The 25,679-nt window shown below is 27.9% G+C and carries 29 protein-coding genes and 1 pseudogene; 12 read left to right on the plus strand and 18 right to left on the minus strand.

The features are described from left to right. Positions 1 to 23 precede the first annotated feature (23 nt). A complete protein-coding gene (locus tag Q0984_RS01935) occupies positions 24 to 650 on the plus strand; it encodes a DUF447 domain-containing protein (protein WP_299522750.1) in 627 nt (208 codons plus the stop codon). Here the strand turns inward: Q0984_RS01935 and ade are convergent. Together ade and Q0984_RS01945 are read right to left on the minus strand one after the other, a co-directional pair. Beyond that, complete coding sequence (ade, locus tag Q0984_RS01940) at positions 647 to 2,362, minus strand: adenine deaminase (RefSeq protein ID WP_299522752.1); 1,716 nt, start codon at positions 2,360 to 2,362, stop codon at positions 647 to 649. The genes Q0984_RS01935 and ade overlap by 4 nt on opposite strands. Beyond that, positions 2,363 to 3,586 carry a TIGR00300 family protein gene (locus Q0984_RS01945; RefSeq protein WP_299522755.1) on the minus strand — a complete coding sequence of 408 codons (1,224 nt, stop codon included), beginning with the start codon at positions 3,584 to 3,586 and terminating at the stop codon, positions 2,363 to 2,365. It abuts the gene before it with no gap. A 209-nt stretch (positions 3,587 to 3,795) separates the two neighbouring features. On the opposite strand from Q0984_RS01945, the gene Q0984_RS01950 reads away from it, so the two are divergent. Then, a complete protein-coding gene (locus Q0984_RS01950) occupies positions 3,796 to 4,809 on the plus strand; it encodes a hypothetical protein (protein WP_299522758.1) in 1,014 nt (337 codons plus the stop codon). On the opposite strand, the gene speB is transcribed toward Q0984_RS01950, so the two are convergent. Beyond that, on the minus strand, positions 4,804 to 5,679 hold the full coding sequence (gene speB, locus Q0984_RS01955) for an agmatinase (protein ID WP_299522761.1): 876 nt from the start codon (positions 5,677 to 5,679) through the stop codon (positions 4,804 to 4,806). The two genes, Q0984_RS01950 and speB, sit on opposite strands and share 6 nt — an antisense overlap. Positions 5,680 to 5,707: 28 nt before the next feature. Then, on the minus strand, positions 5,708 to 6,097 hold the full coding sequence (locus Q0984_RS01960; protein WP_004033052.1) for a translation initiation factor IF-5A: 390 nt from the start codon (positions 6,095 to 6,097) through the stop codon (positions 5,708 to 5,710). A gap of 172 nt (positions 6,098 to 6,269) precedes the next feature. Here Q0984_RS01960 and Q0984_RS01965 point away from each other — a divergent pair, with 172 nt between their 5' ends. From Q0984_RS01965 to Q0984_RS01990, 6 genes are all read left to right on the plus strand, one after another. Continuing rightward, on the plus strand, positions 6,270 to 6,731 hold the full coding sequence (locus Q0984_RS01965) for a pyruvoyl-dependent arginine decarboxylase (RefSeq protein ID WP_299522764.1): 462 nt from the start codon (positions 6,270 to 6,272) through the stop codon (positions 6,729 to 6,731). A 3-nt stretch (positions 6,732 to 6,734) separates the two neighbouring features. Then, the gene (locus Q0984_RS01970) at positions 6,735 to 8,573 is read left to right on the plus strand and encodes a bifunctional NADP phosphatase/NAD kinase (RefSeq protein ID WP_299522767.1); all 1,839 of its coding nucleotides are present in this window, start codon (positions 6,735 to 6,737) and stop codon (positions 8,571 to 8,573) included. Continuing rightward, positions 8,573 to 9,991: a coenzyme F430 synthase gene (gene cfbE, locus Q0984_RS01975; RefSeq protein ID WP_299522770.1), complete on the plus strand. Its 1,419-nt coding sequence runs from the start codon at positions 8,573 to 8,575 to the stop codon at positions 9,989 to 9,991. Before Q0984_RS01970 ends, cfbE begins: the two co-directional genes overlap by 1 nt. Positions 9,992 to 10,135: 144 nt before the next feature. Next, on the plus strand, positions 10,136 to 11,005 hold the full coding sequence (gene hemC / locus Q0984_RS01980) for a hydroxymethylbilane synthase (RefSeq protein ID WP_299522773.1): 870 nt from the start codon (positions 10,136 to 10,138) through the stop codon (positions 11,003 to 11,005). Between the two features lie 15 nt (positions 11,006 to 11,020). Beyond that, entirely contained in the window at positions 11,021 to 11,977 is a 957-nt protein-coding gene (locus tag Q0984_RS01985; protein WP_299522775.1) for a Gfo/Idh/MocA family protein, read from the plus strand. Between the two features lie 9 nt (positions 11,978 to 11,986). Further along, a complete protein-coding gene (locus Q0984_RS01990) occupies positions 11,987 to 12,592 on the plus strand; it encodes an orotate phosphoribosyltransferase-like protein (RefSeq protein WP_299522778.1) in 606 nt (201 codons plus the stop codon). 95 nt (positions 12,593 to 12,687) lie between these two features. Here Q0984_RS01990 and Q0984_RS01995 read toward each other — a convergent pair whose 3' ends face one another. The 9 genes from Q0984_RS01995 to Q0984_RS02035 form a co-directional block, all read right to left on the minus strand. After that, positions 12,688 to 14,928, minus strand: a complete 2,241-nt coding sequence (locus Q0984_RS01995) for a right-handed parallel beta-helix repeat-containing protein (RefSeq protein WP_365906966.1) — start codon at positions 14,926 to 14,928, stop codon at positions 12,688 to 12,690. A 246-nt stretch (positions 14,929 to 15,174) separates the two neighbouring features. Further along, positions 15,175 to 15,633, minus strand: a complete 459-nt coding sequence (locus tag Q0984_RS02000; RefSeq protein ID WP_299522783.1) for a hypothetical protein — start codon at positions 15,631 to 15,633, stop codon at positions 15,175 to 15,177. Between the two features lie 414 nt (positions 15,634 to 16,047). Next, entirely contained in the window at positions 16,048 to 16,467 is a 420-nt protein-coding gene (locus Q0984_RS02005) for a universal stress protein (protein ID WP_299522786.1), read from the minus strand. A gap of 236 nt (positions 16,468 to 16,703) precedes the next feature. Next, the gene (locus Q0984_RS02010; RefSeq protein ID WP_299522789.1) at positions 16,704 to 17,036 is read right to left on the minus strand and encodes a hypothetical protein; all 333 of its coding nucleotides are present in this window, start codon (positions 17,034 to 17,036) and stop codon (positions 16,704 to 16,706) included. A gap of 139 nt (positions 17,037 to 17,175) precedes the next feature. Beyond that, on the minus strand, positions 17,176 to 17,526 hold the full coding sequence (locus tag Q0984_RS02015) for a hypothetical protein (protein WP_299522792.1): 351 nt from the start codon (positions 17,524 to 17,526) through the stop codon (positions 17,176 to 17,178). After that, complete coding sequence (locus tag Q0984_RS02020; protein WP_299522795.1) at positions 17,481 to 17,903, minus strand: hypothetical protein; 423 nt, start codon at positions 17,901 to 17,903, stop codon at positions 17,481 to 17,483. Before Q0984_RS02020 ends, Q0984_RS02015 begins: the two co-directional genes overlap by 46 nt. Positions 17,904 to 18,831: 928 nt before the next feature. After that, positions 18,832 to 19,320, minus strand: coding sequence for a flavodoxin (locus tag Q0984_RS02025; RefSeq protein ID WP_299522798.1), 489 nt, complete (start codon positions 19,318 to 19,320; stop codon positions 18,832 to 18,834). Positions 19,321 to 19,994: 674 nt separating this feature from the next. After that, a complete protein-coding gene (locus Q0984_RS02030) occupies positions 19,995 to 20,717 on the minus strand; it encodes an MBL fold metallo-hydrolase (RefSeq protein WP_299522801.1) in 723 nt (240 codons plus the stop codon). After that, complete coding sequence (locus Q0984_RS02035) at positions 20,696 to 20,848, minus strand: hypothetical protein (protein WP_299522804.1); 153 nt, start codon at positions 20,846 to 20,848, stop codon at positions 20,696 to 20,698. Before Q0984_RS02035 ends, Q0984_RS02030 begins: the two co-directional genes overlap by 22 nt. Positions 20,849 to 21,191: 343 nt before the next feature. Between Q0984_RS02035 and Q0984_RS02040 the strand changes: the two are divergent. Continuing rightward, positions 21,192 to 21,501 (plus strand): annotated as a pseudogene (locus tag Q0984_RS02040) (ATPase); the annotation flags it as partial. Positions 21,502 to 21,674: 173 nt separating this feature from the next. Here Q0984_RS02040 and Q0984_RS02045 read toward each other — a convergent pair. From Q0984_RS02045 to Q0984_RS02060, 4 genes are all read right to left on the minus strand, one after another. Further along, positions 21,675 to 22,010, minus strand: coding sequence for a hypothetical protein (locus Q0984_RS02045; RefSeq protein ID WP_299522809.1), 336 nt, complete (start codon positions 22,008 to 22,010; stop codon positions 21,675 to 21,677). Between the two features lie 85 nt (positions 22,011 to 22,095). Continuing rightward, positions 22,096 to 22,251: a hypothetical protein gene (locus tag Q0984_RS02050; protein WP_299522812.1), complete on the minus strand. Its 156-nt coding sequence runs from the start codon at positions 22,249 to 22,251 to the stop codon at positions 22,096 to 22,098. Positions 22,252 to 22,427: 176 nt separating this feature from the next. Next, a complete protein-coding gene (locus tag Q0984_RS02055) occupies positions 22,428 to 22,886 on the minus strand; it encodes a zinc ribbon domain-containing protein (protein WP_299522815.1) in 459 nt (152 codons plus the stop codon). A 128-nt stretch (positions 22,887 to 23,014) separates the two neighbouring features. After that, the gene (locus tag Q0984_RS02060) at positions 23,015 to 23,245 is read right to left on the minus strand and encodes a hypothetical protein (RefSeq protein WP_299522818.1); all 231 of its coding nucleotides are present in this window, start codon (positions 23,243 to 23,245) and stop codon (positions 23,015 to 23,017) included. 448 nt (positions 23,246 to 23,693) lie between these two features. Here Q0984_RS02060 and Q0984_RS02065 point away from each other — a divergent pair, with 448 nt between their 5' ends. Both Q0984_RS02065 and Q0984_RS02070 read left to right on the plus strand, forming a co-directional pair. Continuing rightward, a complete protein-coding gene (locus Q0984_RS02065; protein ID WP_299522820.1) occupies positions 23,694 to 24,116 on the plus strand; it encodes a hypothetical protein in 423 nt (140 codons plus the stop codon). After that, a complete protein-coding gene (locus Q0984_RS02070; protein WP_299522823.1) occupies positions 24,086 to 24,763 on the plus strand; it encodes a transglutaminase family protein in 678 nt (225 codons plus the stop codon). The genes Q0984_RS02065 and Q0984_RS02070 overlap by 31 nt, the downstream gene beginning before the upstream one ends. On the opposite strand, the gene Q0984_RS02075 is transcribed toward Q0984_RS02070, so the two are convergent. Beyond that, positions 24,760 to 25,137 carry a hypothetical protein gene (locus Q0984_RS02075; protein ID WP_299522826.1) on the minus strand — a complete coding sequence of 126 codons (378 nt, stop codon included), beginning with the start codon at positions 25,135 to 25,137 and terminating at the stop codon, positions 24,760 to 24,762. The two genes, Q0984_RS02070 and Q0984_RS02075, sit on opposite strands and share 4 nt — an antisense overlap. 61 nt (positions 25,138 to 25,198) lie before the next feature. Here Q0984_RS02075 and Q0984_RS02080 point away from each other — a divergent pair, with 61 nt between their 5' ends. Continuing rightward, positions 25,199 to 25,360, plus strand: a complete 162-nt coding sequence (locus Q0984_RS02080) for a hypothetical protein (RefSeq protein WP_299522829.1) — start codon at positions 25,199 to 25,201, stop codon at positions 25,358 to 25,360. Positions 25,361 to 25,679 lie beyond the last annotated feature (319 nt).

Here is a 25,679-nt window from a genome sequence, read left to right on the forward strand (position 1 = left end):
TAAATATTATTAAATTTATAAATATGAACATAAATTTATCTTCAGTTGGAATGGAAAAAGGCAGACAATATGAGACAATAATAACCACAATAAGCTCTGAAGGTAAAAAGAATGCTGCACCTATCGGAGTTATATGTACTGGCAAAGATACTGTGATATGTCGGATATTTAAAGGAAGCACTACTTTAGAAAACATCATATCTCAAAGGGAATTTATTGTAAATATTACTGAAAACCCCCAATTATTTACATTAGCTACAATCGATAATATTCCAGAAAATAATTTTGATGAAAATAATTCTATTAAGAACATTGAAAGCTATTTTAAATGTGAAGTCAAAGATTTAATAGAAGCAATTAAAAAAAGTGATCCTGTTAAAAAAGATTCTGAAGCTATTGTTATAAAAGCTAAAGTCACAGAACATGTTATTAATAAAAATATAAAAGCAATTAATCGTGCAATGGGATTACTTATTGAAACATTAGTTAATTTTACAAGAATTGATATTGTTGATGACAAACAGAAAGAATATTATCTCGGAAGATTCCAAGAAGCAAAAAGAGTAATAAATAAAGTTGGATCTAAAGAAGAGCAAAAATCAATCAACAGAATAAAAAAAGAATTAATAAAAAAAGGATATTCTCCTTAATTTTTAATTACCTCTATAAATTCAAAGTTAGTACAATCAAACAAACCCTTATCAGAGATTTTTATAGACGGAATTACTAAAAGTGCCATAAATGACATCGTCATAAATGGAGAATCTAATTTACATCCAAAATCAATAGCTATTTTTTGTAGTTTTTCTAATTTTTCAGCTACTTTATAACTATCTTCATTTGTCATTAAACCTGCAATTGGTAAAGCAAGAGATTCTTCAAAGTCACCATCAACAATGACAAAACCACCCTTATTTTCTATTAAACAATTAACTGCTTTTGCCATATCTTCACTATTAGTTCCAACCACTACAATATTATGAGAATCATGAGCTACTGAAGAAGCAATTGCACCTTTTTTAAGATTAAATCCTTTTATAAACCCATTAACTATTGAATTTCCACCATATCTTTCAACAATAGCTATTTTTAAAATATCTTCTTCTAAATCAGGTTCAATAAAATCATTCTTAGTAGTTAATGATGCATTTTCCATTTCAGTTATTAACTCACCGTTAAAACATTTAATTACATTAACTTCAACTGAATGTTTATTGCAAAATATTTCAAAATCATCACTTTGTTTTTTAGAAACATCAAATGTATTTTTAAATTCAGTGTCTTTTACATCAAACAAAACATTTTCACCATCAAAAACACATTGCCCTTTAATATATGTTTTTAAAATATTAAAATTGACTAAATTATCTACAATAACATAATCTGCCTGCATCCCTTTTACAATAGCTCCAGTATTTAATTTATAATGTGTTGATGGATTAATTGTAACCATTTCAACTGCATTTATAGGATTAATATCTAAAAAAATAGCTTTTTTAATAGATTCATTTAAATGACCTTTGATTAAATCAGTAGTATGTTTATCATCACTTACAATAAAATCAAAAATAGGTAAATGTATTCTTTTTTCCAGAACATCATTCGGCATTTTTCCGAATTTTTCATGATTTTTCCAATAGTTTAATCTTTCATTAAAATCAAAAAGAGCTTCCATATTTTTAGCAGAAGACCCATCACGAACCATAATTTTCATGCCTTTTTCTTTTTTCTCAATAGCTTCTGCAAAACTACTGCATTCATGGTCAGTAGATATCTCTTTAGCAATATATTTATCTAAATCTTCACCAGAAAGTAAAGGTGCATGGCCATCAACAGGTTTTCCAATTTCATGAGCTTTTTGTAACTTAGCTAACACTTCCAAATCATCATTTATAACTCCTGGAAAATTCATCATTTCAGCAAGTGCAACGACCTCCTCTCTTTTGAGAAGTTCACCAATATCATCACTATCTAAAATAGCTCCAGATGTTTCAAAACAAGTTGCAGGAACACAAGAAGGAGCAGAAAAATAAAAATTAAAAGGAACAGATTTTGCATTGTCAATCATAAACTCTATTCCTTCAACCCCTGCAACATTAGCTATCTCATGAGGATCACAAACAACTGACGTAGTACCAAATCTCACAGCCAATTTTGCAAATTGAGCTGGTGTAAGCATAGTACTTTCAATATGTATATGAGAATCAATAAATCCTGGAAGAATAATTCCATCAATATCCAATTCATCATCACTATCAATGACTATTGGAACTATTTCCTTAAATATACCCTCTTCCACCAAAATACGTGCTGGATAAATTGAATCAGATATAACATCTAACATATATGCACTAAATTGCATTTAATCACTTTCATTTAAAGATTCATATAAAAGAGGTAAAAATGTTCCAATATCAGTTACAATACTAACTACTTGTGCACTTCCCCTATCAGATAATTTAGTAACTGTAGCAGGATTAATATCTACACAAATACTTTTAACTTTTGAAGGTAATAAATTACCCATAGCTATTGAATGCAACATTGTAGCAATCATAATTACCATATCAACTTGTTGAGCTTGTTCACGCATTAATTTCTGTGATTCTACTGTATCAGTTATCACATCAGGTAATGGGCCATCATCACGAATAGACCCAGCTAAAACATATGGAATATCCTTTTTAACACATTCATACATTATCCCACCAGTTAAAGTACCATCTTCAACAGCATTTTTAATAGAACCAGAACGATTAATTTTATTAATTGCTCTCATATGGTGAGTATGACCGTGAGCTATAATATCTCCAGTTTCCACTTCAATACCTAATGAAGTTCCAAATATATTACTTTCAATATCATGAGTAGCTAATGCATTTCCTGCAAGAAGAGCATCAACATACCCTTCCCTAATTAAAGCTGCTAAATATTTACCAGAGCCTGTATGAACAATAGCAGGACCTCCAACAATAGCTATTTTCCCCCCTTTATTTTTAATTTCTTTAATTTCTTTTGCAATTCCCCTAATTAAATTCATTAAAGGTTTTTCAGAAGAAACCTCACTGTTCATAAACTCAAAAGTCCCATCTTTTTCTCTAGACCTTTGAGGAGGTGTAACTTTTATCCCTTCACGACCAACAACAATCATGTCTCCTGCTTTAACATCAGCTATTGGTTTAACTGTTGCACGAGAAGTTTCTTCATCAACACAAATTAAACAATCCATTTCAATGTTTTCAACAACAACCCAATTCCCATTATACAAAATATGTGTAGGATGATTTGAAGTAGAATAAAAACCTTCCGGAGCAACTTTATTTTTTGAAGATGCAACTAATTCAACTTCTTTTAGCTCAGATATTGATGCACCCAACACAGACAACTCATCTAAAATAGAATTTAAAAGATCCACAGATTCTGCATAAACTGCCATTTTAACTTTACTAGTATCAGTTTTTCTTTTACCTACATCAAATTCTAAGAAATCAAAATCTCCACCTTTGTCCATAATTATATCCAATGCTTTTGGTAAAGTTAATGAATCTATAACATGGCCAGAAAGTTCAATTGTTCTACTATTCATAATGTTTGCTCCTAATTATTAATTATTAATATAATAATTTTACTTTAAGCTAATATTTAAATGATTCCATCTAATTTTCTAAAATCATAAAATGAAAAAAAGTGAAAATTAACAAAAAATACTCAAAAATATAAACAAACATCATATATTTTAACTTTAATGCAAATAAATAAATAGAAGTTATAATAAAATAGTATAAAAAATCATAATTGGAGGGAAAAATGAAAATAAAACCATATATGAAAAAAATAATAGTAATAATTATTGCAATAATTGCCATAGCAGTCTGTTTAAGCGTAGTATCTGCAGATGATTATAAAAATAGTCCTGATACAACATCCACGACAAATACTTCAGATAAATTAGGATGTTGTTCTGTTGTTATTCAGCTCAAAGGTAATGAAAGTGTAATGTCATTTAGAAGAGATGCAAAAAATGAAGCCAATATAAACATAACTGAAGAAAAATGGCACAACACGACTATTCTGAAACAATATAAAAAAGAAGGAGGATACTTCGTTCAAACAATTATCACAGAAGATGGATGGATTATGGGATTTGGAGGCATAGATGATGGAATACACAACAAACAAATAGAAAATATCACCTCAGAAATAGTATCAAGCAAAAATATATCTAATGGAAATTTACAAAAAATTCAAAATATAAAACAAAAATTTGGATTAGGACATGTTGTAATAAAATCTCCCGAAGGAAATTATGGAATTGCAATGGCAAACACACACATAAAAGGAAAACTAAAAGAAGGTGATTATCTCTCAATACCAAATAGATATAAATATTCCAGATCAGGAACTATAGCTAACCAAAGCGCAGACCCCGTAGATTCAGCAATACAACTTGCAACCTCTGATGCATATGGATTAAGTAGACGGGACATCATGACTTATCATTACAAACCAATTGACAATGATACTTTTAAAGGACATGGCATCGATATTTTTGCATCAAATGATGATGGAAAACAATTCTCCCAACATAATGCCCAAAATTGTGATAACTTCTATTACAACAACACATTCCACGATAAAAAAGACATACCAATAGCACCTAAGAAAATGTATGTTGGAACTCATTTATTCGAAAACCACAAAACAAACAATCAACTAATATCAGTAGCAACTTTAATAATAAGTACCATACTCATTGTCACTATAAGTTTAAAAATAATTCATAACAAAAATCAACGCAAAAAGCTATAACAATGATAAGAAATCATAAATGATTTTAGAAGCAGAAACTGCACTAATATCACCTAACCTATCACCTGCAGTTTCCACAACATCCATTCCCACAATATTTTTTAGAGATAATGTCTGAAGTATAGCTTCTACATGACCATACAAAATACCTGCAGGAGTAGGATTACCAACACATGGAACTACAGATGGATCAAAAACATCCATATCGATAGATAAATAAATTGGAGTATCAATTGTATTTAAATAATACTCTATATTATCAAGATGATGAAATACAGCATTATTTTTAAATGTTGTAATATTAGACTGAGACTTAACAAAATCTTCTTCTTCTTTTGAAGCTGATCTAATACCTATCTGAATCAGTTCTTTAATACCCATTTCATGAACTCTTTTCATAACACTTGCATGAGAATACTTTTCTCCAATAAATGCATCTGCCAAATCTCTATGAGCATCTAAATGAACTACAGTTATATCATCATATCTTTTAGTTAATGAATTAAGAGCACCAATAGTTAAACTATGCTCCCCACCAATGATTAATGGTTTAATTGTTAAATCAGATAATTCATTAACTGTATCTTCAATTATATCACATGTTTTTTTACAATTCCCAGGAATAACATTAACATCACCGAAATCATAAAAAATAGTGTCTAAATCTGTGTTAAAAATAGTATTATATTTTTCAAACCCATAAGAAGCTTCTCTAACTACTATAGGTCCAAAACGTGAACCTGAATGATAAGATGTTGTACTATCAAATGGAACGCCAATTATTCCCCAAGCACCTTTTTCAAGGTTGTCAAAATCAATAATTTCCTGGGAAAAAGCAAATTTCCATGGTTCATAAGTATTTAAAAGCATAATAAATCAAAAAAAGAACTAAATAAAATTATTTAGTTCTCATAATTTTCATATTTCCTAAAGCTACGATGTAATCTACTTCAATACCTTCAGTAATTTGATCTTTTAATTCTTCAGGCATAGGTAAATCTAAAGTATCATAATTTTCCATATCCATTAATTGAACATTATTACCTTGGATAGATAAAACTTGTCCAACTCTTTTATCAATAATTGGAATATCTACTTTAGTATCTACAGGTTTTACAATACTTCTTTTTTGATTATCAAAAATACCTACAGCTTCTAATCTAGCTTTAGCAGCTCCATGTTTACCAGGGGATGAAGTAGTTAAACTTGTAATTTTAGATGCTTCCCCACCTAATACTATATATTTACCAACTTTTAATGTTTTAATCTCTACAACTTTTGTTGACATTAATTTTCCTCCATAAATTAAAAAATAGATTTAAAAGTAATCTATAATAAGAATTATTTTAGATTAATAATAATTCTATCCCACATTTTATATAAATTATTCGTTTTAATTACTAGAATCTTTGATAATAAATATTAAATAGAAATTACAAAATTAAAACAAAGTGATAAAAATGAAAATAGCTATTGTATCAGGAAAAGACGAAGGTCCAACAAAGTTAAATGCTTTTGATAATGCACTAACCGATGCTGGAATAGGAGATGTTAATTTAATTAAGGTATCAAGTATGCTTGAAAGAAATACGCAAATTAAAAGCTTACCAAAACTCAAACCCGGAGCAATGGTGAATTGTGTACTTTCTTCAATTACATCAAGTAACCCCGGAGATACAATAACTGCAGTTGTAGCAGTAGCTATTGGAGAAAAATTAGGGTGTGTAGTTGAAACTACTGGAACAAATAAAGATAAACAAGAATTAATTGATGAAGCTAACTTTATGGTAAACTATATGATGGAAAAACGTGAAGAAGAAATTAAAGAAATTATAATCGAATCATCTAGCACCACTGTAAAAAATATAGCTTCAGTTGTAGCTTCAGTTGTTTATCTAAATGATAATATAATTGAGGAATAAACTATGGATGCAAAAGATAAAAAAATAGCTACCGACCTTTGTTATGAAATTATAAAAGAAGTAGGAAGAGCTATTAGACCACATGTCGGAAAACCAGAATCTGGAGAAAAAGTTAAAATGGGTGCTGATGGAACACCCACATCATATATTGATGTTATAGCTGAAGACCAAGTAATAAATATATTAAAAAATGCTCCAGTAAATTCATACATAGTTAGTGAAGAAATAGGTGAACTAAAACTTGGACATGGAAAAAAAGAAAGTATTACTTTAACTCAGGAACTTAGGCGAACTGATTTAACTCCTGAAGAAAAACCTAAATTTATTTTCTTAGTAGATCCCATTGACGGAACCAGCAATGCAATTAAAGAAATTCCTGCATATGGAATATCCATTGCCGTTGCAGATGTTCCAGAAGGAAGATTAGCTACATTAAATGATGTTGAACTTGGATTTATTAGTAATTTTGGAAATGGTAACTTCTTTGAAGCTGAAAAAGGAAAAGGATGTTGGTTAAATAATGAAACAGTTCATCCATCAAAAACAGTGAATATCAGTGATATGTCTCTTGGAGGATTTACTAAAAGTGGAACCGAAGCAGCATCTAAATTAGTAGATAATGCCAGACGCATGCGTGTTTTAGGATCAGTTGTCTTAGAACTATCTTATGTGGCTAGTGGTAGGTATGATGCATTTCTCGATTTGAGAGGCAGTAGAATAATAGACATAGCAGCATCTAAATTAATTGTTGAAGAAGCAGGAGGAGTTATTACAAATAAATACGGTGAAAAATTAAACAATAAATTAAGTATTTATGAAAAAACCATAGTTGTTGCAGCAAATAACCAAATACTCCACAAACAAATAATAGACATCTTAAACGACAATGAAAGTGATGTTATTGGAGAAGTAGGAATAGTAAGTAGAGTCGATGAATATCATGCAATACTATTTTCAGTGAAAATCATTGATTATCTTTTAAACAACGGTATAACTGTAACTATTGAAAAAACATTAGCTAGAAAACTTGAAAAACTCAAAAAAGATCCAAACTTAAAAACAATAATTAATGAAACTATACTAAAACATCCAGAATTAAAAGAGCAATTAAAAAATTTAAATTTTAATATTGAATTTAAATTACTTTCAAAATCAATACCTGACTTTAAAAGTGATATGGCAATTATCCTTGGAGGAGATGGAACTCTTTTAAGAACACAAACAAAAATGACTGAAGAAATACCTATATTTGGAATTAATATGGGTACTGTAGGATTTTTAACTGAAATAGAAGTTAATGAAACATTTGATTCCTTGAAAAAAATACTAAAAGGAGAATATTACTTAGAAAAAAGAACCAAATTAGTCGTTTCTCATGAAAACCACCATTATTCTGCATTAAATGAAGTTGTTATAATGACTGATGAACCTTCAAAAATGCTTCATTTCCAAGTACAAGTAGATGGAGAAATTATTGAAGAATTCAGAGCAGATGGTTTGATTATTTCAACACCTAGTGGATCTACAGCATATTCCATGTCTGCAGGAGGACCTATAGTTGATCCAAATGTTGGTGGTTTTATTATTATACCAATTTGCCCATACAAATTAGGTGTAAGACCATTTATTGTATCTGACGAAAGTGAAATTATTGTCAAATTACTTAAAAAAGGTAAAACAGCAGTATTTGTAATGGATGGTCAAATAAACGAAGAAGCAGAATATCAAGAAGAAATTAGATTTAAAAAATCAGATAAACATGTTTACTTTATAAGAAACTCAAATAAATGCTTCTATAAAAAAGTTAAAGATAAATTAAATGAAGGAGGGATTAACGACTAATGAATAATCTTGTAATTGACATGACTCATGGCGGAGTTAAAATAGCCATTAGTCTTGCAAAAAAAAGAGAAACTGTCTATGCATATGACATTTATAATACTTTAAAAAATATTGATAAAAAAATGTTAGAAATTTATAATGTTAAAATTATAGATTTAGAATATTTGAAAAATTTAACAGGAAATATAAAAGTCATTTACCCAGTTCATTTACCTTTAACTAAAAATGATATCAAAAAGTATAATCAAAATTTAAATTATACCTTTTTAACCCATCATGAAATAATTAAAGAACTTTTAAAAGATTGGGGAAAAAATATACCTAAAATTGAAATAACTGGAGTTAAAGGAAAAACTAGTTGTGTTTTCATGTTAAAAGAAATTTTAATTAATGAAAATCCATTGATATTATCTAGTTTAGGTGCATTATTATATGAAAAAGGCAATGAAAAAGTACTTAAACAAAATATATCAATTACTCCCGCAAATATTAAGGAAACAATTGATCTCGCATATAAAATAAGCAATCCAATATGCGATATAGCTAATGGAAATTGTGAAAGTCAAAATATCAAAAAGTATAATTGTGCAATCTTTGAAACATCTCTTGGTGCTAGTGGTATTGGTGATGTTGGTCTTTTAACAAATATTACAGAAAATTACACAATAGCTAAAAATAAAAGTAATGCAGCTATTGCAAAAAGTCAAATATTTAACTGCAATACAGTAGTTATCCAAAAAGAAACATTAGATAACTATTATACCAATATAAAACACAAAAAACTAAATACTTTTTCATTAGATAATAAAAATGCTAATTTAACTGTTAAAAATGTAATCTATGATCTAGATAAAACAAAAGTTCAGGTAACTTATAATAATATAATAACCACAAACAACAAAGTAATTTCTGGAGAACTAGAAATTAATACATTTGCTCCCGGAAAACATCATGTGAAAAATGTTTTAGGAGTTATAACAACATGTTTATCCCTAAATATTCCTAAAAATCAAATAATAAATGGATTAAAAAATTATAAAGGAATTAAAGGAAGAACCAATAAAAAAATAATAGAAAATTCCATAATAATAGAAGAAATTAATCCTGGAATTAACACTAAAACTATTGAAGAATCAATAAATATGCTGAAAGATTTAGAAAACTATTACATAGCTATTGGTGGAGATTATGGAATAACTTGTGAAGAAATTGATGAATATAAAGTTAGTAATTATTTAAACAACATAAAACAAGATATTATTTTAACTGGAGATGTAGGTGCTGGAATTTTAAAAAAAATGAATAAAAAAGTAAAATATTCAAAAGATTTCAAAAATATATACCAACAAGCTATACACAATAATAAAAATTTACTTTTAATTTATCGTTCAGATTATAGGAAACTTAACGAAAGATAAATAAAAATGTAACATTAGTTTTACATAAAATTGAAACATTTAATAAATATTAGCTAAATAATATAACTTGTAATTTAATGATAGTTATAAGTTAAAACTTATTCTAAAAAAAAGAAATGATACTTTTAAAATGGAGATTATATTTTGAACGTTGGAACAAGAGGAAGTCAATTAGCACTTGCACAAACTAATCAAGTTTGTAAAGATTTAGCATCCATTACAAAAGAAAATATTGATGTTGAAATCATTAAGACAAAAGGTGACAAAATAACTACTTCTCAATTATATAATATAGATGCAAAAGGTCTTTTTACTAAAGAACTTGATAAAGCATTACTTGAAGAAGAAATAGATTTTGCAGTACATAGTTTTAAAGATTTACCAACTGAATTAAATGAAGATCTTGAAATAGTTGCTGTTCCAAAACGTGTAGCTCCTAATGAAGTATTAATCTCTAATAAAAATTGGGATGAATTAGGACCAGATTCCAAACTTGGAACAAGTAGTCTTAGAAGAGAAGCTTTTTGTAATCATCATGGAAAAAACTTCACTCTTAAACCAATTAGAGGTAATATTGAAACTAGAATCAATAAAGTTAATACAACAGATTTAGATGCAACTATAATGGCTCAAGCAGGATTAATAAGATTAAATCTTACACAGCATATAAAAACTGTCTTTCCTTTAGATTATATCACTCCTGCTGCAGGTCAAGGAGCACTAGCCATTATAACTAGAAAAGATTCAGATAAAAAAGAGATTATTTCTAAATTAAATGACTATCAATCACAGCAAGAAGTATTTGCTGAAAAAAAAGTGCTTGAAGAACTGGGTGTTGGTTGTCAATGGCCAATTGGTACTATAGCACAAGTAAAAGAAAAACAATTTAGCATATACTCAATCCTATTAACCAAAGAAGGAGAAATTTTAAGCAAACACACTGAAAAAGGATCACTAAAAGAAGGAACCCAACTTGGTAAAAAAATAGGAAAAAAATTTAAAGAATATGTTTAATTTGGAGGACTAAAATTGAGAACTGTAAATGTAGGAGTTATTGGAGTAGGTGCAATGGGATACAACCATGCACGTGTATATTACAAATTAGAAGAAGCAAATTTAGTAGCAGTTAGTGATGTAAGTGAAAGAACATTAAATAAAGTAGCTAAAAAATATGATGCTAAAGGTTTCACTGATTATGAAGATTTACTCAAAGACCCTGAAATAGAAGTAGTTAGTGTATGTGTTCCAACTACATTCCACCATGATGTTGTCATGGAATCTATTAAACATGGAAAACATGTATTAGTTGAAAAACCAATAGCTTTCACATTAAAAGAAGCAGAAGAAATGATTACTGCTGCAAAAGAAGCTGGAGTTATATTAGCAACAGGACATGTGGAAAGATTTAACCCTGCTGTTCAAAAAGCTAAAGAACTCATTGAAAATGATGTGATTGGAGACATTGTATCTGCATCTGCAAAAAGAGTAGGGCCATTCCCTCCAAGAATAAAAGATGTTGGAGTAACCATTGACTTAGCTATCCATGATTTAGATGTTATGAACTACCTCTTTGATGAAGAAGTAATTCAAGTTTATGGTACTATGAACAGTATTTTAGAAAAATGCGAATTTGAAGACCATGCAGAAATTATGATAAACTTTGAAAATGAATCTACAGGAATCCTTGAAGTAAATTGGTTAACTCCATACAAAAGGAGACAAATTGAAGTAACTGGAACTGATGGAATCATTTCAGTAGATTACATTGAACAAAGCATAGATGTATATGGTAAATTTGCTCAAGATATTGACATAAAACATGAAGAACCATTGAAAGAAGAATTAAAATCATTTTTAAACTCAGTAGTTAATGAAACTGAACCCGAAATTACTGGTGAAGATGGTCTTAAAGCACTTAAAATGGTAATAGCAGCTACCAAATCTTCTAAAGAACATAAACCTATTAGTTTAGATGAACTTGAATAAGTGGTTTTTATGAAACAAAAATTAATTAAAAAAGCACAAGAGCTTAGACAACATGGTTTCACAACTGGAGAGATAGCTGATGAACTTAATGTAAGTATGGATACTGCTAGATGGTTAACTCTTCAAAAACCAGCTGAAGAAAAACCTGAAGCTCCAGTAGACTTTTTTATAAATTGGAAAAGTTTAGGTGAAAATTCAACTCGTTTAAGATATGTTTCAGGAGCTTTAAGTGATATGGCACTAGCTCATGGAGAAGCACAAGTAGTTCTTGGAATAGCAGTTAGTGGTGTGCCATTTGCAACTATGATGGCTGATTTTTTAGAAGAAATGAGTGAAGTCGAAACATCACTTGCAGTATACCACCCTCACAAACATAGGAAAGAAAAAGATGATGGTGAAGGAGCTATAAGTACAAACTTCGGATCAGTTGAAGGAAAAAAAGTTGTAATTGTTGATGATGTTATAACTAGTGGTAAAACTGTAAAAGAAGTTATTCATGCAGTAAAAGACCATGGTGGAGAACCAATAGCTGTTACTGTGCTAATTGACAAATCAGGACTTTCTGAAATTGAAGAAATTCCTATTGAATCTTTAATTAAAGTAGGTAGATTATAATCCTACATTCCACTATTTTTTTATAAATTTTAAATTAATTAAAATTCACTTTTAAAAAAAAAGAAAAAGAATAGTCAAAAATGACTATTATAATTTTAATATTCCTCGTTTGATTTTTTATGTCTATATCCAATGAATATTAATAAAGCAAATATTATAATCAAAACAATAAAACTAACAATCGCAGTAGGATTATCTTTTACTATGTTTTTATCAATTTCATAAGCTTTTTTAACATCATCTGATGTTTGTTTACCAACATCACCTGCAGAACCACCAGCACTTTTTGCATTTGATCCTGAAGAGGATTTAGAACTACTTTGAGACGGATTTCCATTAATACTTGGACTTTCACTAGAAGATGAAGTGTTTGATTTGACATTACCCCCATAAGCGTTAGATTGTGAATCACCATTATCTGAGTTTGAAGTTAAGAAATTAATCAAAGCATCAATTAATGATAAACCTAAATTTTTAGAACTATCATCAGAATCACTAGTACCATTAGCAGAACTTAATGATTTACCATCATCATTAGGTAAATCTGGAACATCTACATAACCAGGATCACCATCTGAATTATCTGGAGTTTCTTTTTCATCAATTTCTTCATCAGGAGTAACAATTATATCACCATGATTACCCGGTTTAGGAAGTAATGGGTTTTTACTAGGAAAACTTGGATACCATGGCTTAATATTAGAACCATTAATAATATTAGTTATATTATTTGTATTCTCAGGCGGTGTGTAATTAAATAAATTACCTCCATCAACATTATTATTAATTTCAGCATAATAATCAAATGCATTTACAACACGATTATTATAATAAGTACTATTATAAAAATTACCGTTTGTATTTAACGCATCATAACTCTCTTTAGCATCAGGACAAGTAGATATTAATAAATTATCAGCAATTATAGAATTCTCAGCACTTATTAGTGAAATCGCATATTTTGCTTCACTTGTAACAGTGTTGTTTTTAATAACAAAAGTATGGTTACCTTTAGTTGATTGAGAATAACTAATACCAAAAAGATTATCATTATCCTTAACTTCAGCAATACTATGAACTTCAATTGTATTATTAATAATTGTATCATTAGAATCTTGAGCTTCTATACCTGCAACTAATGCCCAGCTATGATTTCCTGCCCATCCAGTTACATTAATCCTATTATTTGCAATTAATAATTGTGTATCCCCATAATAATTTTGTGAATAAATTCCAATATTTGGTCCATTTGATATTGAATATAAATCATTATTTGTTATATTTATCTTTTTAGAAGGTCCAGTAATTTGTATAGGGTATGCAGTACCAGCAGCATACATTCCACCAGTTGTTAAAATAGTAATATTATTAGAATTCAATACTAAATTATTTACACGCCATACATCAATACCATAAAGATAATTATTAAGTCCAGGGAGAGTTACAAAATCTTCCATGTATAAAGTATTATTTTTAACAAGACAATTATTTGAATCAGCAATAATAATTCCATCTAATGTAGGATAACTACTACCAGGTCTTTTATTAACAACACTAGCCACAATATTTCCAATAAATGTTAAATTATTACTATATTCAATACCTACACTGGCAACATAATTAGAATTTAAAGTAGCACCCATAGCTCCAAAATTAACATCCCTTAACGGAAGATGTGTTGAAATATTGTTATTCGCAATTAGTGCATTTGGAGAATTACTTAATTTTAATGCATAATTATAAGTATTTGCCTTAAAATTATTCCCTTCAAAGTTAATTGTACAGTTAACAATTTCCAAACCTGTGATTGGAGCTATTTTTCTACCTACAGCAGAAATACCATAAGCTTCCACATCTCGTGGAACTATATAATTTATAATACAATTATAAATATGAGCATTATTAGATAATATTAAAATTGCAGCACCATCAGCTCCATCAAAACTGAAAGATTCAGTTAATGTAAAATTATTTAAAGTAACATCTTTACCTGTAACAGAAAATGCTACATTTTTTAAAGTAAAACCATTACCTAAAATAGTTACATTACTTGCTTTAATTTTTAAAAGACCTAAATTCTCAAAATTCTGAGTTATAACAAATGTAGTATTAGAATATTGCTCACCCAAAGTTCCATTGATGAAATAATCCTCAATGTTGAATATTGTCAAATTAACTTCATTAGACTTAGTATTATCACTAATTTCAGAACTATTATCAATGTCCGGAATATCTGGAATATCCGGAACATCAGGAATCTCCTGTTCTCCACCAACAATAGAATGATTATTAGTTTCATTTAAATCCAATGAATCATTTGCAGAAATACATCCCATAATCACGAAAAATAACATTAAAAATACTGTAAATATTATCTTTCGTCTTAATTTAATCTTTTTCACCCCCATTAGTTTTAATAAATCTTTTAAAACTAAAATAAGCTATCAAAAATGATTAAAAAAAAAACTTATTTGAAGTTCATTCTAAAAGACAATTTAGTATATGTAAAAAATAGTTTATATAATTATCTTTAAAAAAACCAAATATTAATTTAAAAAAAATAAGTAATGGTTTTACATTACTTAACTTAAAGATTTTATAATGGAATTTACAGGATTATCTCCAGATTCAACATTCCAATCAGAAGGAGTGTTTGCTGCAACAACAATGTATGATCCAGTATCTAATTCACAGATGTATCCATAAACTGGCATACCGTCTTTATCATAAGCTTGTTCAACAACATCTCCATCAAAACCAGATACATCTTTTTGACTTTTAAATGTGTATCCTTTTGATTCAAGAGATTTCCTACCATCTTCAGGAGATTTAGCATCACTAGCCAAAATTATTATTGCAAGATCATCTTTTACTAAAGATGTTGCTCCACTATCATCAGTTTCTTGAAGGGTAAAACCTTCTGGAACTTTAAAAGTTGTACCATCACTTAAAGAAGCATCTTGTGCAGCAACAACACCTACAGCAACTGCCGCAACAACACATACAAGTAATGCAACTAATATTTTTGAATTTAATTTCATATAAATCAATATTCTCCAAATTATTTAAAAATAGTTTACTTTTTTTAAAAAAAAGTATTCTACATACTATAATTTAACAGTAATACTATTTAAATTTTGCATATTAACTTCAAGCAGAAATATTATAATCATTTTTTAAGTTTAGTATATGCTTGTTTATTAAAATAGCGAAATTTAATACAATTAATACAATTTAAATTACATTCATTATTATATTATTAAATCATAAACCAAAACTTTATTATAATATCATGTCTCTATTTAGAATAACAAGAACTAGATTAAAATTAGATAAAAATAGTCAACATAGTTAAACTTTAATTTCAAATTTTTTTTGAATACAGTCTTAAAATTTAAAATAAAATTATCCCACAATTAACTTAAAAAAAAAATAAAAAGATAGGTAATAATTACCTAATGTACCAACAATACATCTTTATTAAAAGAATGAATAACTTTTTCTGCTACACTACCAATGAAAAATTTAGTAACTTTACCTTTACCAGATGATGAAATAGCAATTAAATCAACATTCTCTTCTTCTGCAACTTGAACAATTGATTCAGCAGGAAATCCAACAACTACTTTAGTTGTGATATTAATATTTGAATCAAACTTAGCTTTCATTTTATCAACACTAAATTGAGCCTCATCCAAGAATGATTGATTTAATTTATCAATATCTGCTTTAGTTTGAAATTGATGAGGAGTTAATTCAGATGCAACGGATAAAATAATTATTTCCCCATCTTCAACAAGTAAATCTCCAACTCTTTCAACTTCTTTTTCTGCAGCTTCTGATCCATCAGTAGGAACTAAAATTTTTTTATACATAATTTTTCACCTCATGAAAAATGTTTAGTTCATGTATATGATACTTTAATTTAAACTATTTAATAAAGATTATGAAATGAATTAAACTACTAAAACACAATACCCAGTTGATTTTAACATTCTATTTTAAAAAACATACTTCATAAAGATTATAAAATATAAAATTTATTAACCTTTAAAATAATATCAACCAATACATTTTCATCATTCTGTAACATAATTAATTATATTATTATTTATAATACTTCAGACCAATCAGGTCTAGATACACGAACATTCTTTTTTCTAAGATAATACTGATGTATTACTTTCCTTTCAAGTATCAAATCACAGTCATCATCATGTGGGACTATAATATCAGCATTTCTTTTATCTGCAGATATCTGATTTTCGTTAGTAAACATTTTCAGTACTGTAATATTCCAATCGGGACAATTTTGTTTAACATCTTCAACACATTTAGCATCAACAAGATATGCATTATGTTTATTTGGGTCAAAATCTGATGTTAATGTAAAATAATCATCACCATTGATTTGTGTATGTGCTACAATATCATTTGTCTTCATTAATTCATTCGCCATGTTTTTATCTATAAATCTATAACTCTTATCCAGAGTGTTTTCTTTTTTTCTTGTAGTGTAACTTCTAACTATACTTAAAATATTAAAATAACTCCTTTTAAACAAAACATTATACCTTACGCCATTATTCATCCAATAAATTAGGATCATTAGAATTATGTTTACTAATAACTTTTCTACCCCACGGATTTTCTAAATCTTTTCTTGCATTGCCTGCAATATTTCCTCCACGCTTAGCAACATGTTTACTTTCATTTAAACCTTTAGGATTTTCATTACGACTAATTTCAGTAGTGGACACTTCAGCCAACATATTTAAAACTAATTCCGTGTTAGCCATATTATCTCTTAAACTTTCTTTTTTAAGACTTTTATATCTTTTATATTGTTTTGTAGTCATTCCAGACCATGCTTTATTCACTTCATCTGTTAAAATTGCATATTCTTTACCTTGTTTAACACTGAACAATTCCATTCATTTGTTAAATCTTTTCTTATTTCAATACTTCTCAATCTTTGATTAATCCATTCTTCAGAGTATCCTTTCTTACGATAAATGTTTATAGCTCTTTCAATAGCTTGTTCTGGATCTGCTATTTCATCAAGTCTTTCTTTTCCTAATTGTGCTAACCCTTGTTTGAACGGTTCAGCTTTAGATGAGGGTACTGATTGAATAATTCTTAATAATTGTTTAGTAGTTGCTACATCTGTTAACCTCATTTTACCATCAGATGCAAGCATTTTCAACTGACTACAATTTGTAGCCACTTCAAGATCTTCATTCTTCAAACGAGATTTAAGTACACTCCAATATTTTCTAGGATTTTTACTTTCAGTTAATACTCCTACCACATCAATTATTGAAAAATAATACTCTTCAATTTCAGAATCCCATTTAGTTCTTATTTGCTCATTTGAAATAGTTTAATTTCATTTTTATTAGTCAAATTTATTAACCTCCATCATTCCTTATTTTTAAATGACAGTTTCTTATAAATCCATTAATTTTTCAGTTAACTTAAATTCCAAAAAATAAATTATAATTTCTTGTTTTTATATTAACATTATGAGTTAATATAAATGTTTCTATTCAAAAAATAAACATTGAAATATATTATATTCAATTAAAATAATAAAATACTAAATTTCATTCAATACTACAAATGAAACTGAATGTGTTCTAAATCTAAGTGTTTAACTAGTTTTGTAAAATATTAATCAAATATTTAATTAGCTAGACTAAGAATAATTTTTTACTTAAAACTAAATATCTTTATGAATATCTCATATAATAATAATCATTCAGTATATAACTCTCTTTTTAGATCCACAGCATCTGTTGGATAATCTAGCTTAATAATTCCTCCCATGCCCCCAATAGTCTTTCTTTGTCTAAATTTTACTTCTATTTTTCCTTTGTCATTTACAAACCATCCAACAATAATATTTTCATCAATATTGAATTTTTTTATTAATTCTTCAGGTATACTTGTTTGAAAGTTATTATATATTTTTTTGTTTCATCTAAAAACATGATTAAACAACTCCGATTGAGGTATATTTTCATAAAATATAATATTATCTGTTAAATTAATGATTTATAATTATAATGGAGAAATTAAAATTAAATATATTAAAACTTTGGAGATTAATATCTGCAAGTTAAAAAGTATTGAATGAAATATGAAATTACTGCTCCAACATGAAAAAATATTGAGAAATTTAATTATAACATCCAACATCAAAACCAAAATTATGTATAAAAAAAGAGATAGATAATTTAATTTATTTTTTCAATTTTATCTATCCAAGCATTAATTTCATTATTATTAGTTTTTAATTTATCACTATAACTTTCAAAAATTATATCCATCTCATATTCAACTCCTGAATTAGGACATATTTCCTTTATTTCATCAAATGTTTTACCTAACCACCCAGCATTAGTTGCAAATGGAATAATTGTCTTTCCATCTAAATCATTTTCAGTTAAAAAGGTTCTAATAGCAGGACATGGCCTATACCACCAAACAGGAGTTCCCAAAATAATAACATCATATTCATCCAAATTTATATTTAATTTTTTTATTTCCGGTAAATGATTACTTGCTTCCCCATTTTGTTCATCATTAACAACCTCATCATAATCACTTGAATATGGTATTGTTGTCTCAATTTCCAAAATATCACAATTAAGTTTTTCTTTAATCTTATTAGCTATCATGCGAGTATTTCCAGTGTAAGAGAAATATACTATTAACTTTTTCATTTATACCACCTATCAACATTTAAAATTTTTTGCATAATAAAATTTTAAAGTGTATTTATCTATATGAAAAACCATACTCCAACTTTCACTATAATAAATTACTTATAATTAACTTCCAATTTTATTATATCATCATATATTTATTTGTATATTGATTTTATAGAATAATTTATAATTAAACTAGCTAATAAAATAAATATTCTACTTTTTAAACAATATAAAACTTTTAACGATTCATTAACAAAAAATATAATAAATTACTGTAAAATCCAAGTAAAAGTTTTCCATAATATTCCCATTCATTAACTTAATAAAAACTGTTGCTAATTACAACAATAAATATTATATAAAAAAGAACATATAAATGTTGCGAAATACAACAATGATAAAATATTTAAGATAATATAAATTTTAAATGATTCTTTTATACAGTCCTATCTAAACCAATGCTAATTATGTCCATATATTATCTACAAAAAAAAATAATAAGAAAACAGGAATTGTTTATCTAAATCTTTCATTTTTATTCAAACTGACATCCCAACATGAATATATTCTCATCTGACTACAGTAAACACATCATTACATTCTCTTGAAAAAATTTTGCCAAACTCCAGACACTAACCCCCAGAAACTTCTGTAATCAATAGTATCTGACCCATAATTGACCCCTATTATAAATTTATTAAATGTGGTTCAACATCAGGATCATGATTTGCAAGTGATTCTACACAATCAGGATTCAAACTTTGTTCACGAATCCATTCCAATGATTTTTTCTGCATTTCTTTGTCATCCGCAATCCCCGATGTAATTTGTTCCTTCCAGGACTTTTTTGCATAACCTCCATCTGCGAAAAGCAATACATATTTTCCACTATCATTCGTAATTTTCAGAGCACATAAACCTTCACAATGTCCAGGAATATTTATCATTACCAGACTTCCATCTCCAAATACATCATACGATTTCTTAACAGGACCATCTGACCCATTCCAGTCAAAACCCTCTATTTTAGTTCCATTCCACCAGTCATTATTATAACGTATTTTGTTCATCAAACTACCATTTTCTGCAAATTTGAGTTCATCATTTGCCACAAGTATTCTTTTGGCATTTTTCACCAGTTTCAATCCATTTACATGATCACAATCCAAATGAGAAAGCAATACCAAATCCAAATCAGCAGGTCGTATTTCAATTTCAGCAAGCTGTTCATCAATAGCATCACCTATTGGAAGAACTCCCTGATTCGTTTTATAAAGAAGAAAACCTCCAAGAGATTTCATTTGTGACTTTCTGTCAAATTTACCATTCGGACTCATATCCCTATCCCAACCACAATCAAATAAAATTTTTCCATGACTACATTCTATCAGATATGCAGAAACTGGCAACCACAGTCTATCATCTTTTTTCCAAATACACCACTTGCATTAATTGGATTGCAATGCTCACCACCAAAAGGCAATTCTGGAGCAACACAAACCCTACCCGTATGTAATACATGAATTTTTATTTCCCCCATTGCAAAATCCTCCAGTATTCATCTTTCCGTGATTATTATATTTATAACCATATGATAAAAAACGACACATTTCGCAAAAGTATTCTGTATTATTTAATATAATTTAATCTTTTAAAAAAAAAACTGCCATACTTACCTTATCCGGACTATCTTCCTAACTATGCTTTGAAATTTCAAGAATAAAACCAATCAATCCATCATACACCTATTTCACTTCAGCAATAGTTGTAAAAAAGTTATCCTAGCAACAGATGTTAATATGATAATTGTAGGTCATAGAGGAACATATAACTAGTATTCAGAGATGATTTTCATGATTAAAAGAGAGTTATATTTATCAAAAATTAATAAGTCAAGAAGACCAATATTAGAAAATATAGTATTTTTAGAGTTAATTAGAAGAAAATACCAGGTTACTGTTGGAAATATTGGAAAACAAAAAATTTTATATGTAGGAAACATAATAAAACTATTTATATCCAAGTATCTGAGTCAATTAGATGAAAATACATGTGAAAGAGAATTTAATCCTTTAGAAAAAAATATCTGACAATTATCCCAAATATGTATTAACACTGAATGACTGAGATTACTCTAAAAAGGGAATAACTCATTTAAATGTAATTGATTTTTTAAAAAATGAAAATATATAATTATAATATATTAAAAACATACTTAAATCTATGAAGTTAAATTTTAGATGCCTCTTTCTACGAGAAACATACTTCACCAGACTTCTATTATTAATCTCCACATGATTAAATTAAGTTTAGTATTTTAAAATATATAAAAAGGTAATTCTTTTAAAATGAAAAAATTTCCTTTTTCATAGGAAATGGAAGTAATTTAAATAAACTTCTTTGTATTCATCAATGAATCTTATTAATGCTCCGATTTCATCTTTGTATATTATTGTTGCTTCTTCACCGTTACTCCATGTTTTGCCTGTTTCTGCTTTTTTTAATTCATTCCATGAAACATGTTCATAATTATCTCCAGCATTTAATGTGAATGCTGGTTGTTCTATTTCAAAATCCATGCTACTAATAGCTCCATTTGGGAGTATTTTGTCTAATACTTCATTGAAGCTTTTTAATCCTTCTTCATCTCTTATTGCCGTGAGTTTTTCATGATTCTTTTTATTGAGTGTTATATTAGGCATGATTACACCTCTTTAAAATATAAAAAAATATAGATATTATATTAATGTTTTAGATGAAACTTATAACTCCTATATTAAAACTTAATTAAAATAACCATACTACGATAGCTACAATTATATTTATTATTAATACAATTACTTCTTTTTTAATGTCTTTTTGTTTTTTTGCTATTTGATATAATATTATTATAGATGTTATTATAAGGATTATTTGTATTAACTGTAATATTTCAATTATCATAATTTTCCCCTCCTTCCAGAATAGGTTAAATTTTAAATGTATCGTTCTACGAGAAACATATAGTTCATCTATATAAAATTTTAAAAAAAATCTTAAAATTTTATCATTCATTTAAAAAAGACACATAAAAAAGTGAAAATTTATTTTAGTAGGTATCTCTTTACATATAGCCCCCACTATTTGTTAACTAATTGAGTTAATAAATCTATAATAGCATCATTTTGTTCTATTATTCTTTTATTTTGTTTATTTAAAATATCTAATTTAATCAATTGTGAAGCTAAAAATCTACCATTAATTTTTTCTAATCTTGAAATACCACTTGTAACATATGCTCTATACACTTTATCTGCTTTTTTTGCATCTTCTTTAAATTGTTGTACAATATCTTCAAAATAAAAATCATACTCTTTTTCTGTGGTAGTTCTATTAGCTAGTTTTTTCTTTTTCCTTTTTTCTTCATAATAAGCATCATTTTTTTCTTTTAATTCTGTCCCCTTTTCTATAACTTTAGTAAAAAATCCTTTTTCATTTTTTTCTTCGCCTTTTACTTCAGATAATTCTGTTCCACAATTTTGGCAAAATTTATATGAATCATCATATTCTTCATTACAATTTAAACAAATTTTTGTCATGAAAATCACCTATTTCACTATTCAACGAGATTATATTAAATTGTTAATACACACCATTCTTAAAAGTTGATAATACTTTGTTAAATTTTAATAATATCTTTCTCCAAGAAATATACAGCCTCAAATATTTAAAGTTTAGATTCATCTATAGTAATAGGATTATCAGATGTACCAAACAAATCAGGTAAATACCCAGATTCTATACAATCTTCTTTCCACTCATAATATGCTTCGGGATCTTCCAACCATAACTTTTTAATGCGAGCTTTTTGCTCGTCATCAGTTAATGTTTTCATATATGCAACTTCACTAGCATTTCTAAGCATGCCATAACCCCCATCTAATACTCCATCTAACATTTCATCACCTATGATAAGTTAAATTTTAATAGTATCTTTCTCCAAGAAATATACGTGAAACGGTGGAAATATTGGAAATATTTTTCAATACTGTAATAATATTACTCAGCCTATTACAGTACTTGAAAAAAAATTAAACGGATAAGGAGAGATAATTAATTTTTATCTCTCTAAACTCTGTTTTAATCATATATATTTCCAATAATTTAAACATTTCCCCTATTAAATTTATGTTAATTGTAACAATATTAATATTAATAATCTTGATAGCTAGTTTAATATTTAAAAAACAGTTACATGATTATAATAATTATTTAATCGTGTTAGTTATTGGTTAAATTTTAATAGTATCTTTCTCCAAGAAATATACTGTACCGGAAGATAAATTAGAGTCTGAAGAAGAACGTCTTAAAAGAGAATCTAAAAACAAAACTGGTGAGTGATATTTTTGGCTGATTTTGACCCATTCACACAATATAGGATACCTAGGATATTACTTGAGGTTTATAAAACTGATGAGGAAAACTGGGAACAATACACACCATTAAGTTCAGATGATTCTTCAAATACAACAACCACCGATAATAATGAGGCTGAAGAAAATACTAGTACTGATGAAACGGATGATGAAGACAGTTTAACAAAAGGCTTCAAATTACATCAAGGTGAAATAATAGAAACCTACTATTATGGTGAATTCACCAATGTTGAATTTGATGGAGATTATGAAGACATTAGTAATACTGGAAGTATTAAAATACCTGAAATAATGGATTTAGACCGTTTTTATAAAGGTGTAAGATTAGCTATAAGATATGGTCCCGAAAATTATGGAAAAACTTGGATTTATTTATTGCGGACCCAACATTGATAGGTTTTATTACTGATTTGACCTTTGATGAAAAAGGAATGAACCTAAAATTATCTGGTATGAGTAAGTTATTAGAACAGAAGTATGAGTTTGATTTTACTCAGATGAAGATTAGTGAGATTTTAAAGGAGATGATTAAGACAGCTGGTTTGGAGCCGGTGGTTGATGCAACTGGTTTGGATGATAAGGTTATAGATTATACTAATGTTTCATCAGATAGTGAGGATAGTGGTGTTGATAATAGTAATCTGCCTGCTGATGCTTGTAAATTTGCAAAACAATTAACTAAAGGTAAAAAAGGTGCTCGAGCTAAAGCACAAGCAATATATGATTGGATTAATAGTAATTTCCCATATTCTGGTTATAGTAACTCTCATTATAATGAGCAGAATATTTACAGTACTGCTAAAGCAAATATTGGAAAAGCAATATTTAATTGTTGTGACCATGCACACTTATCTGTTGTGCTTTTAAGATGTGCTGGTTTAAAAGCAAATTATATCCATGTTACTGGACATGTTTATACTGTTGTATATATTGAGGGTCAAAGAGTTATGTTTGACCCTTTAGGTTATAATAGAGGTATGGGTACAGTTGCTTCAGGATATGCAACTGATGGTCCAGAATCAGAAAGTATTAACTTTTAGGGGGCACCTAAACTATGGGACCCATCATCACGAACTGCTTCATAACCTCCAACTTCTTCATTATAACTAGTGCCAACAATGGTTCTTTCACCTTGTTTTGAGCCTATTTCCCAACCATGCTCATATTTTGTATTTTGATGGTTATTGGATTGTTTGTATGATGAGCTACTTGATTGTTCAGTTTGCTGATTATTATCATCAACACTTTGATTAGTTACATTAGTAGCATTATTTGTAACATTCGTTGTATTGTTAGCCATACTCACATTAGCATCATTATTATGAGGTTCTGATGCAATTAAAACACAACCTCCAATAATACTACACCCAATAATTATAGCACCTATTATTAAAATCAATTCTTTATTATTCATAATATAATTATCTATCACCTACTAATATTAAAACTTATCCAAAAAAAGGAGGGAAACAATATTGACTACTTATGTTATTGGTTGCGATAACATTGACAAAAAAGAACAATCATATATCGACAAAGTCGCACAAGTACTTGAAGAAGCAGGAAACACCTGTGAAAAACTATCCGTAGGACCTGGACAAGTCCAATCATATGGTTTAAGTGGTGTTAAATTTTAATAGTATCTTTCTCCAAGAAATATACTCTAATTAAGAATGGAGGAAATTACTATGTTAATAGAAATATTAACAATAGCTGGATTTCTCATTGGGTTAATGAGCTTCATAATCCAGCTAAAAGATAGAAAGTAAGGGTAACCCCCTTACTTATATCTTAATGTGATTTCCAAAGTACTTAAATTTTTCTATAAACAAAAAGGAGGCTAAAATTAATGTTTGGGGTTAAATTTTAATAGTATCTTTCTCCAAGAAATATACCTTATTTTTATTTTCTTTTTTATACTATTTAAACACATGATATTTCTTCTTTAAAAAGTAT

Origin of the sequence: uncultured Methanobrevibacter sp. (genome assembly GCF_934746965.1) — an archaeon.
Classification (GTDB): domain Archaea; phylum Methanobacteriota; class Methanobacteria; order Methanobacteriales; family Methanobacteriaceae; genus Methanocatella.

What these genes read in the sequence shown, in the direction of transcription:
- Q0984_RS01935 (WP_299522750.1), top strand. Translation starts at nt 24, where the DNA reads ATGAACATAAATTTATCTTCAGTTGGAATGGAAAAAGGCAGACAATAT.
- ade (WP_299522752.1), bottom strand. Translation starts at nt 2,362, where the DNA reads ATGCAATTTAGTGCATATATGTTAGATGTTATATCTGATTCAATTTAT.
- Q0984_RS01945 (WP_299522755.1), bottom strand. Translation starts at nt 3,586, where the DNA reads ATGAATAGTAGAACAATTGAACTTTCTGGCCATGTTATAGATTCATTA.
- speB (WP_299522761.1), bottom strand. Translation starts at nt 5,679, where the DNA reads ATGCTTTTAAATACTTATGAACCATGGAAATTTGCTTTTTCCCAGGAA.
- Q0984_RS01960 (WP_004033052.1), bottom strand. Translation starts at nt 6,097, where the DNA reads ATGTCAACAAAAGTTGTAGAGATTAAAACATTAAAAGTTGGTAAATAT.
- Q0984_RS01965 (WP_299522764.1), top strand. Translation starts at nt 6,270, where the DNA reads ATGAAAATAGCTATTGTATCAGGAAAAGACGAAGGTCCAACAAAGTTA.
- Q0984_RS01970 (WP_299522767.1), top strand. Translation starts at nt 6,735, where the DNA reads ATGGATGCAAAAGATAAAAAAATAGCTACCGACCTTTGTTATGAAATT.
- cfbE (WP_299522770.1), top strand. Translation starts at nt 8,573, where the DNA reads ATGAATAATCTTGTAATTGACATGACTCATGGCGGAGTTAAAATAGCC.
- Q0984_RS01990 (WP_299522778.1), top strand. Translation starts at nt 11,987, where the DNA reads ATGAAACAAAAATTAATTAAAAAAGCACAAGAGCTTAGACAACATGGT.
- Q0984_RS01995 (WP_365906966.1), bottom strand. Translation starts at nt 14,928, where the DNA reads ATGGGATGTATTTCTGCAAATGATTCATTGGATTTAAATGAAACTAAT.
- Q0984_RS02000 (WP_299522783.1), bottom strand. Translation starts at nt 15,633, where the DNA reads ATGAAATTAAATTCAAAAATATTAGTTGCATTACTTGTATGTGTTGTT.
- Q0984_RS02005 (WP_299522786.1), bottom strand. Translation starts at nt 16,467, where the DNA reads ATGTATAAAAAAATTTTAGTTCCTACTGATGGATCAGAAGCTGCAGAA.
- Q0984_RS02010 (WP_299522789.1), bottom strand. Translation starts at nt 17,036, where the DNA reads ATGAAGACAAATGATATTGTAGCACATACACAAATCAATGGTGATGAT.
- Q0984_RS02015 (WP_299522792.1), bottom strand. Translation starts at nt 17,526, where the DNA reads ATGGAATTGTTCAGTGTTAAACAAGGTAAAGAATATGCAATTTTAACA.
- Q0984_RS02025 (WP_299522798.1), bottom strand. Translation starts at nt 19,320, where the DNA reads ATGAAAAAGTTAATAGTATATTTCTCTTACACTGGAAATACTCGCATG.
- Q0984_RS02035 (WP_299522804.1), bottom strand. Translation starts at nt 20,848, where the DNA reads ATGGGGGAAATAAAAATTCATGTATTACATACGGGTAGGGTTTGTGTT.
- Q0984_RS02045 (WP_299522809.1), bottom strand. Translation starts at nt 22,010, where the DNA reads ATGCCTAATATAACACTCAATAAAAAGAATCATGAAAAACTCACGGCA.
- Q0984_RS02050 (WP_299522812.1), bottom strand. Translation starts at nt 22,251, where the DNA reads ATGATAATTGAAATATTACAGTTAATACAAATAATCCTTATAATAACA.
- Q0984_RS02055 (WP_299522815.1), bottom strand. Translation starts at nt 22,886, where the DNA reads ATGACAAAAATTTGTTTAAATTGTAATGAAGAATATGATGATTCATAT.
- Q0984_RS02060 (WP_299522818.1), bottom strand. Translation starts at nt 23,245, where the DNA reads ATGTTAGATGGAGTATTAGATGGGGGTTATGGCATGCTTAGAAATGCT.
- Q0984_RS02075 (WP_299522826.1), bottom strand. Translation starts at nt 25,137, where the DNA reads ATGAATAATAAAGAATTGATTTTAATAATAGGTGCTATAATTATTGGG.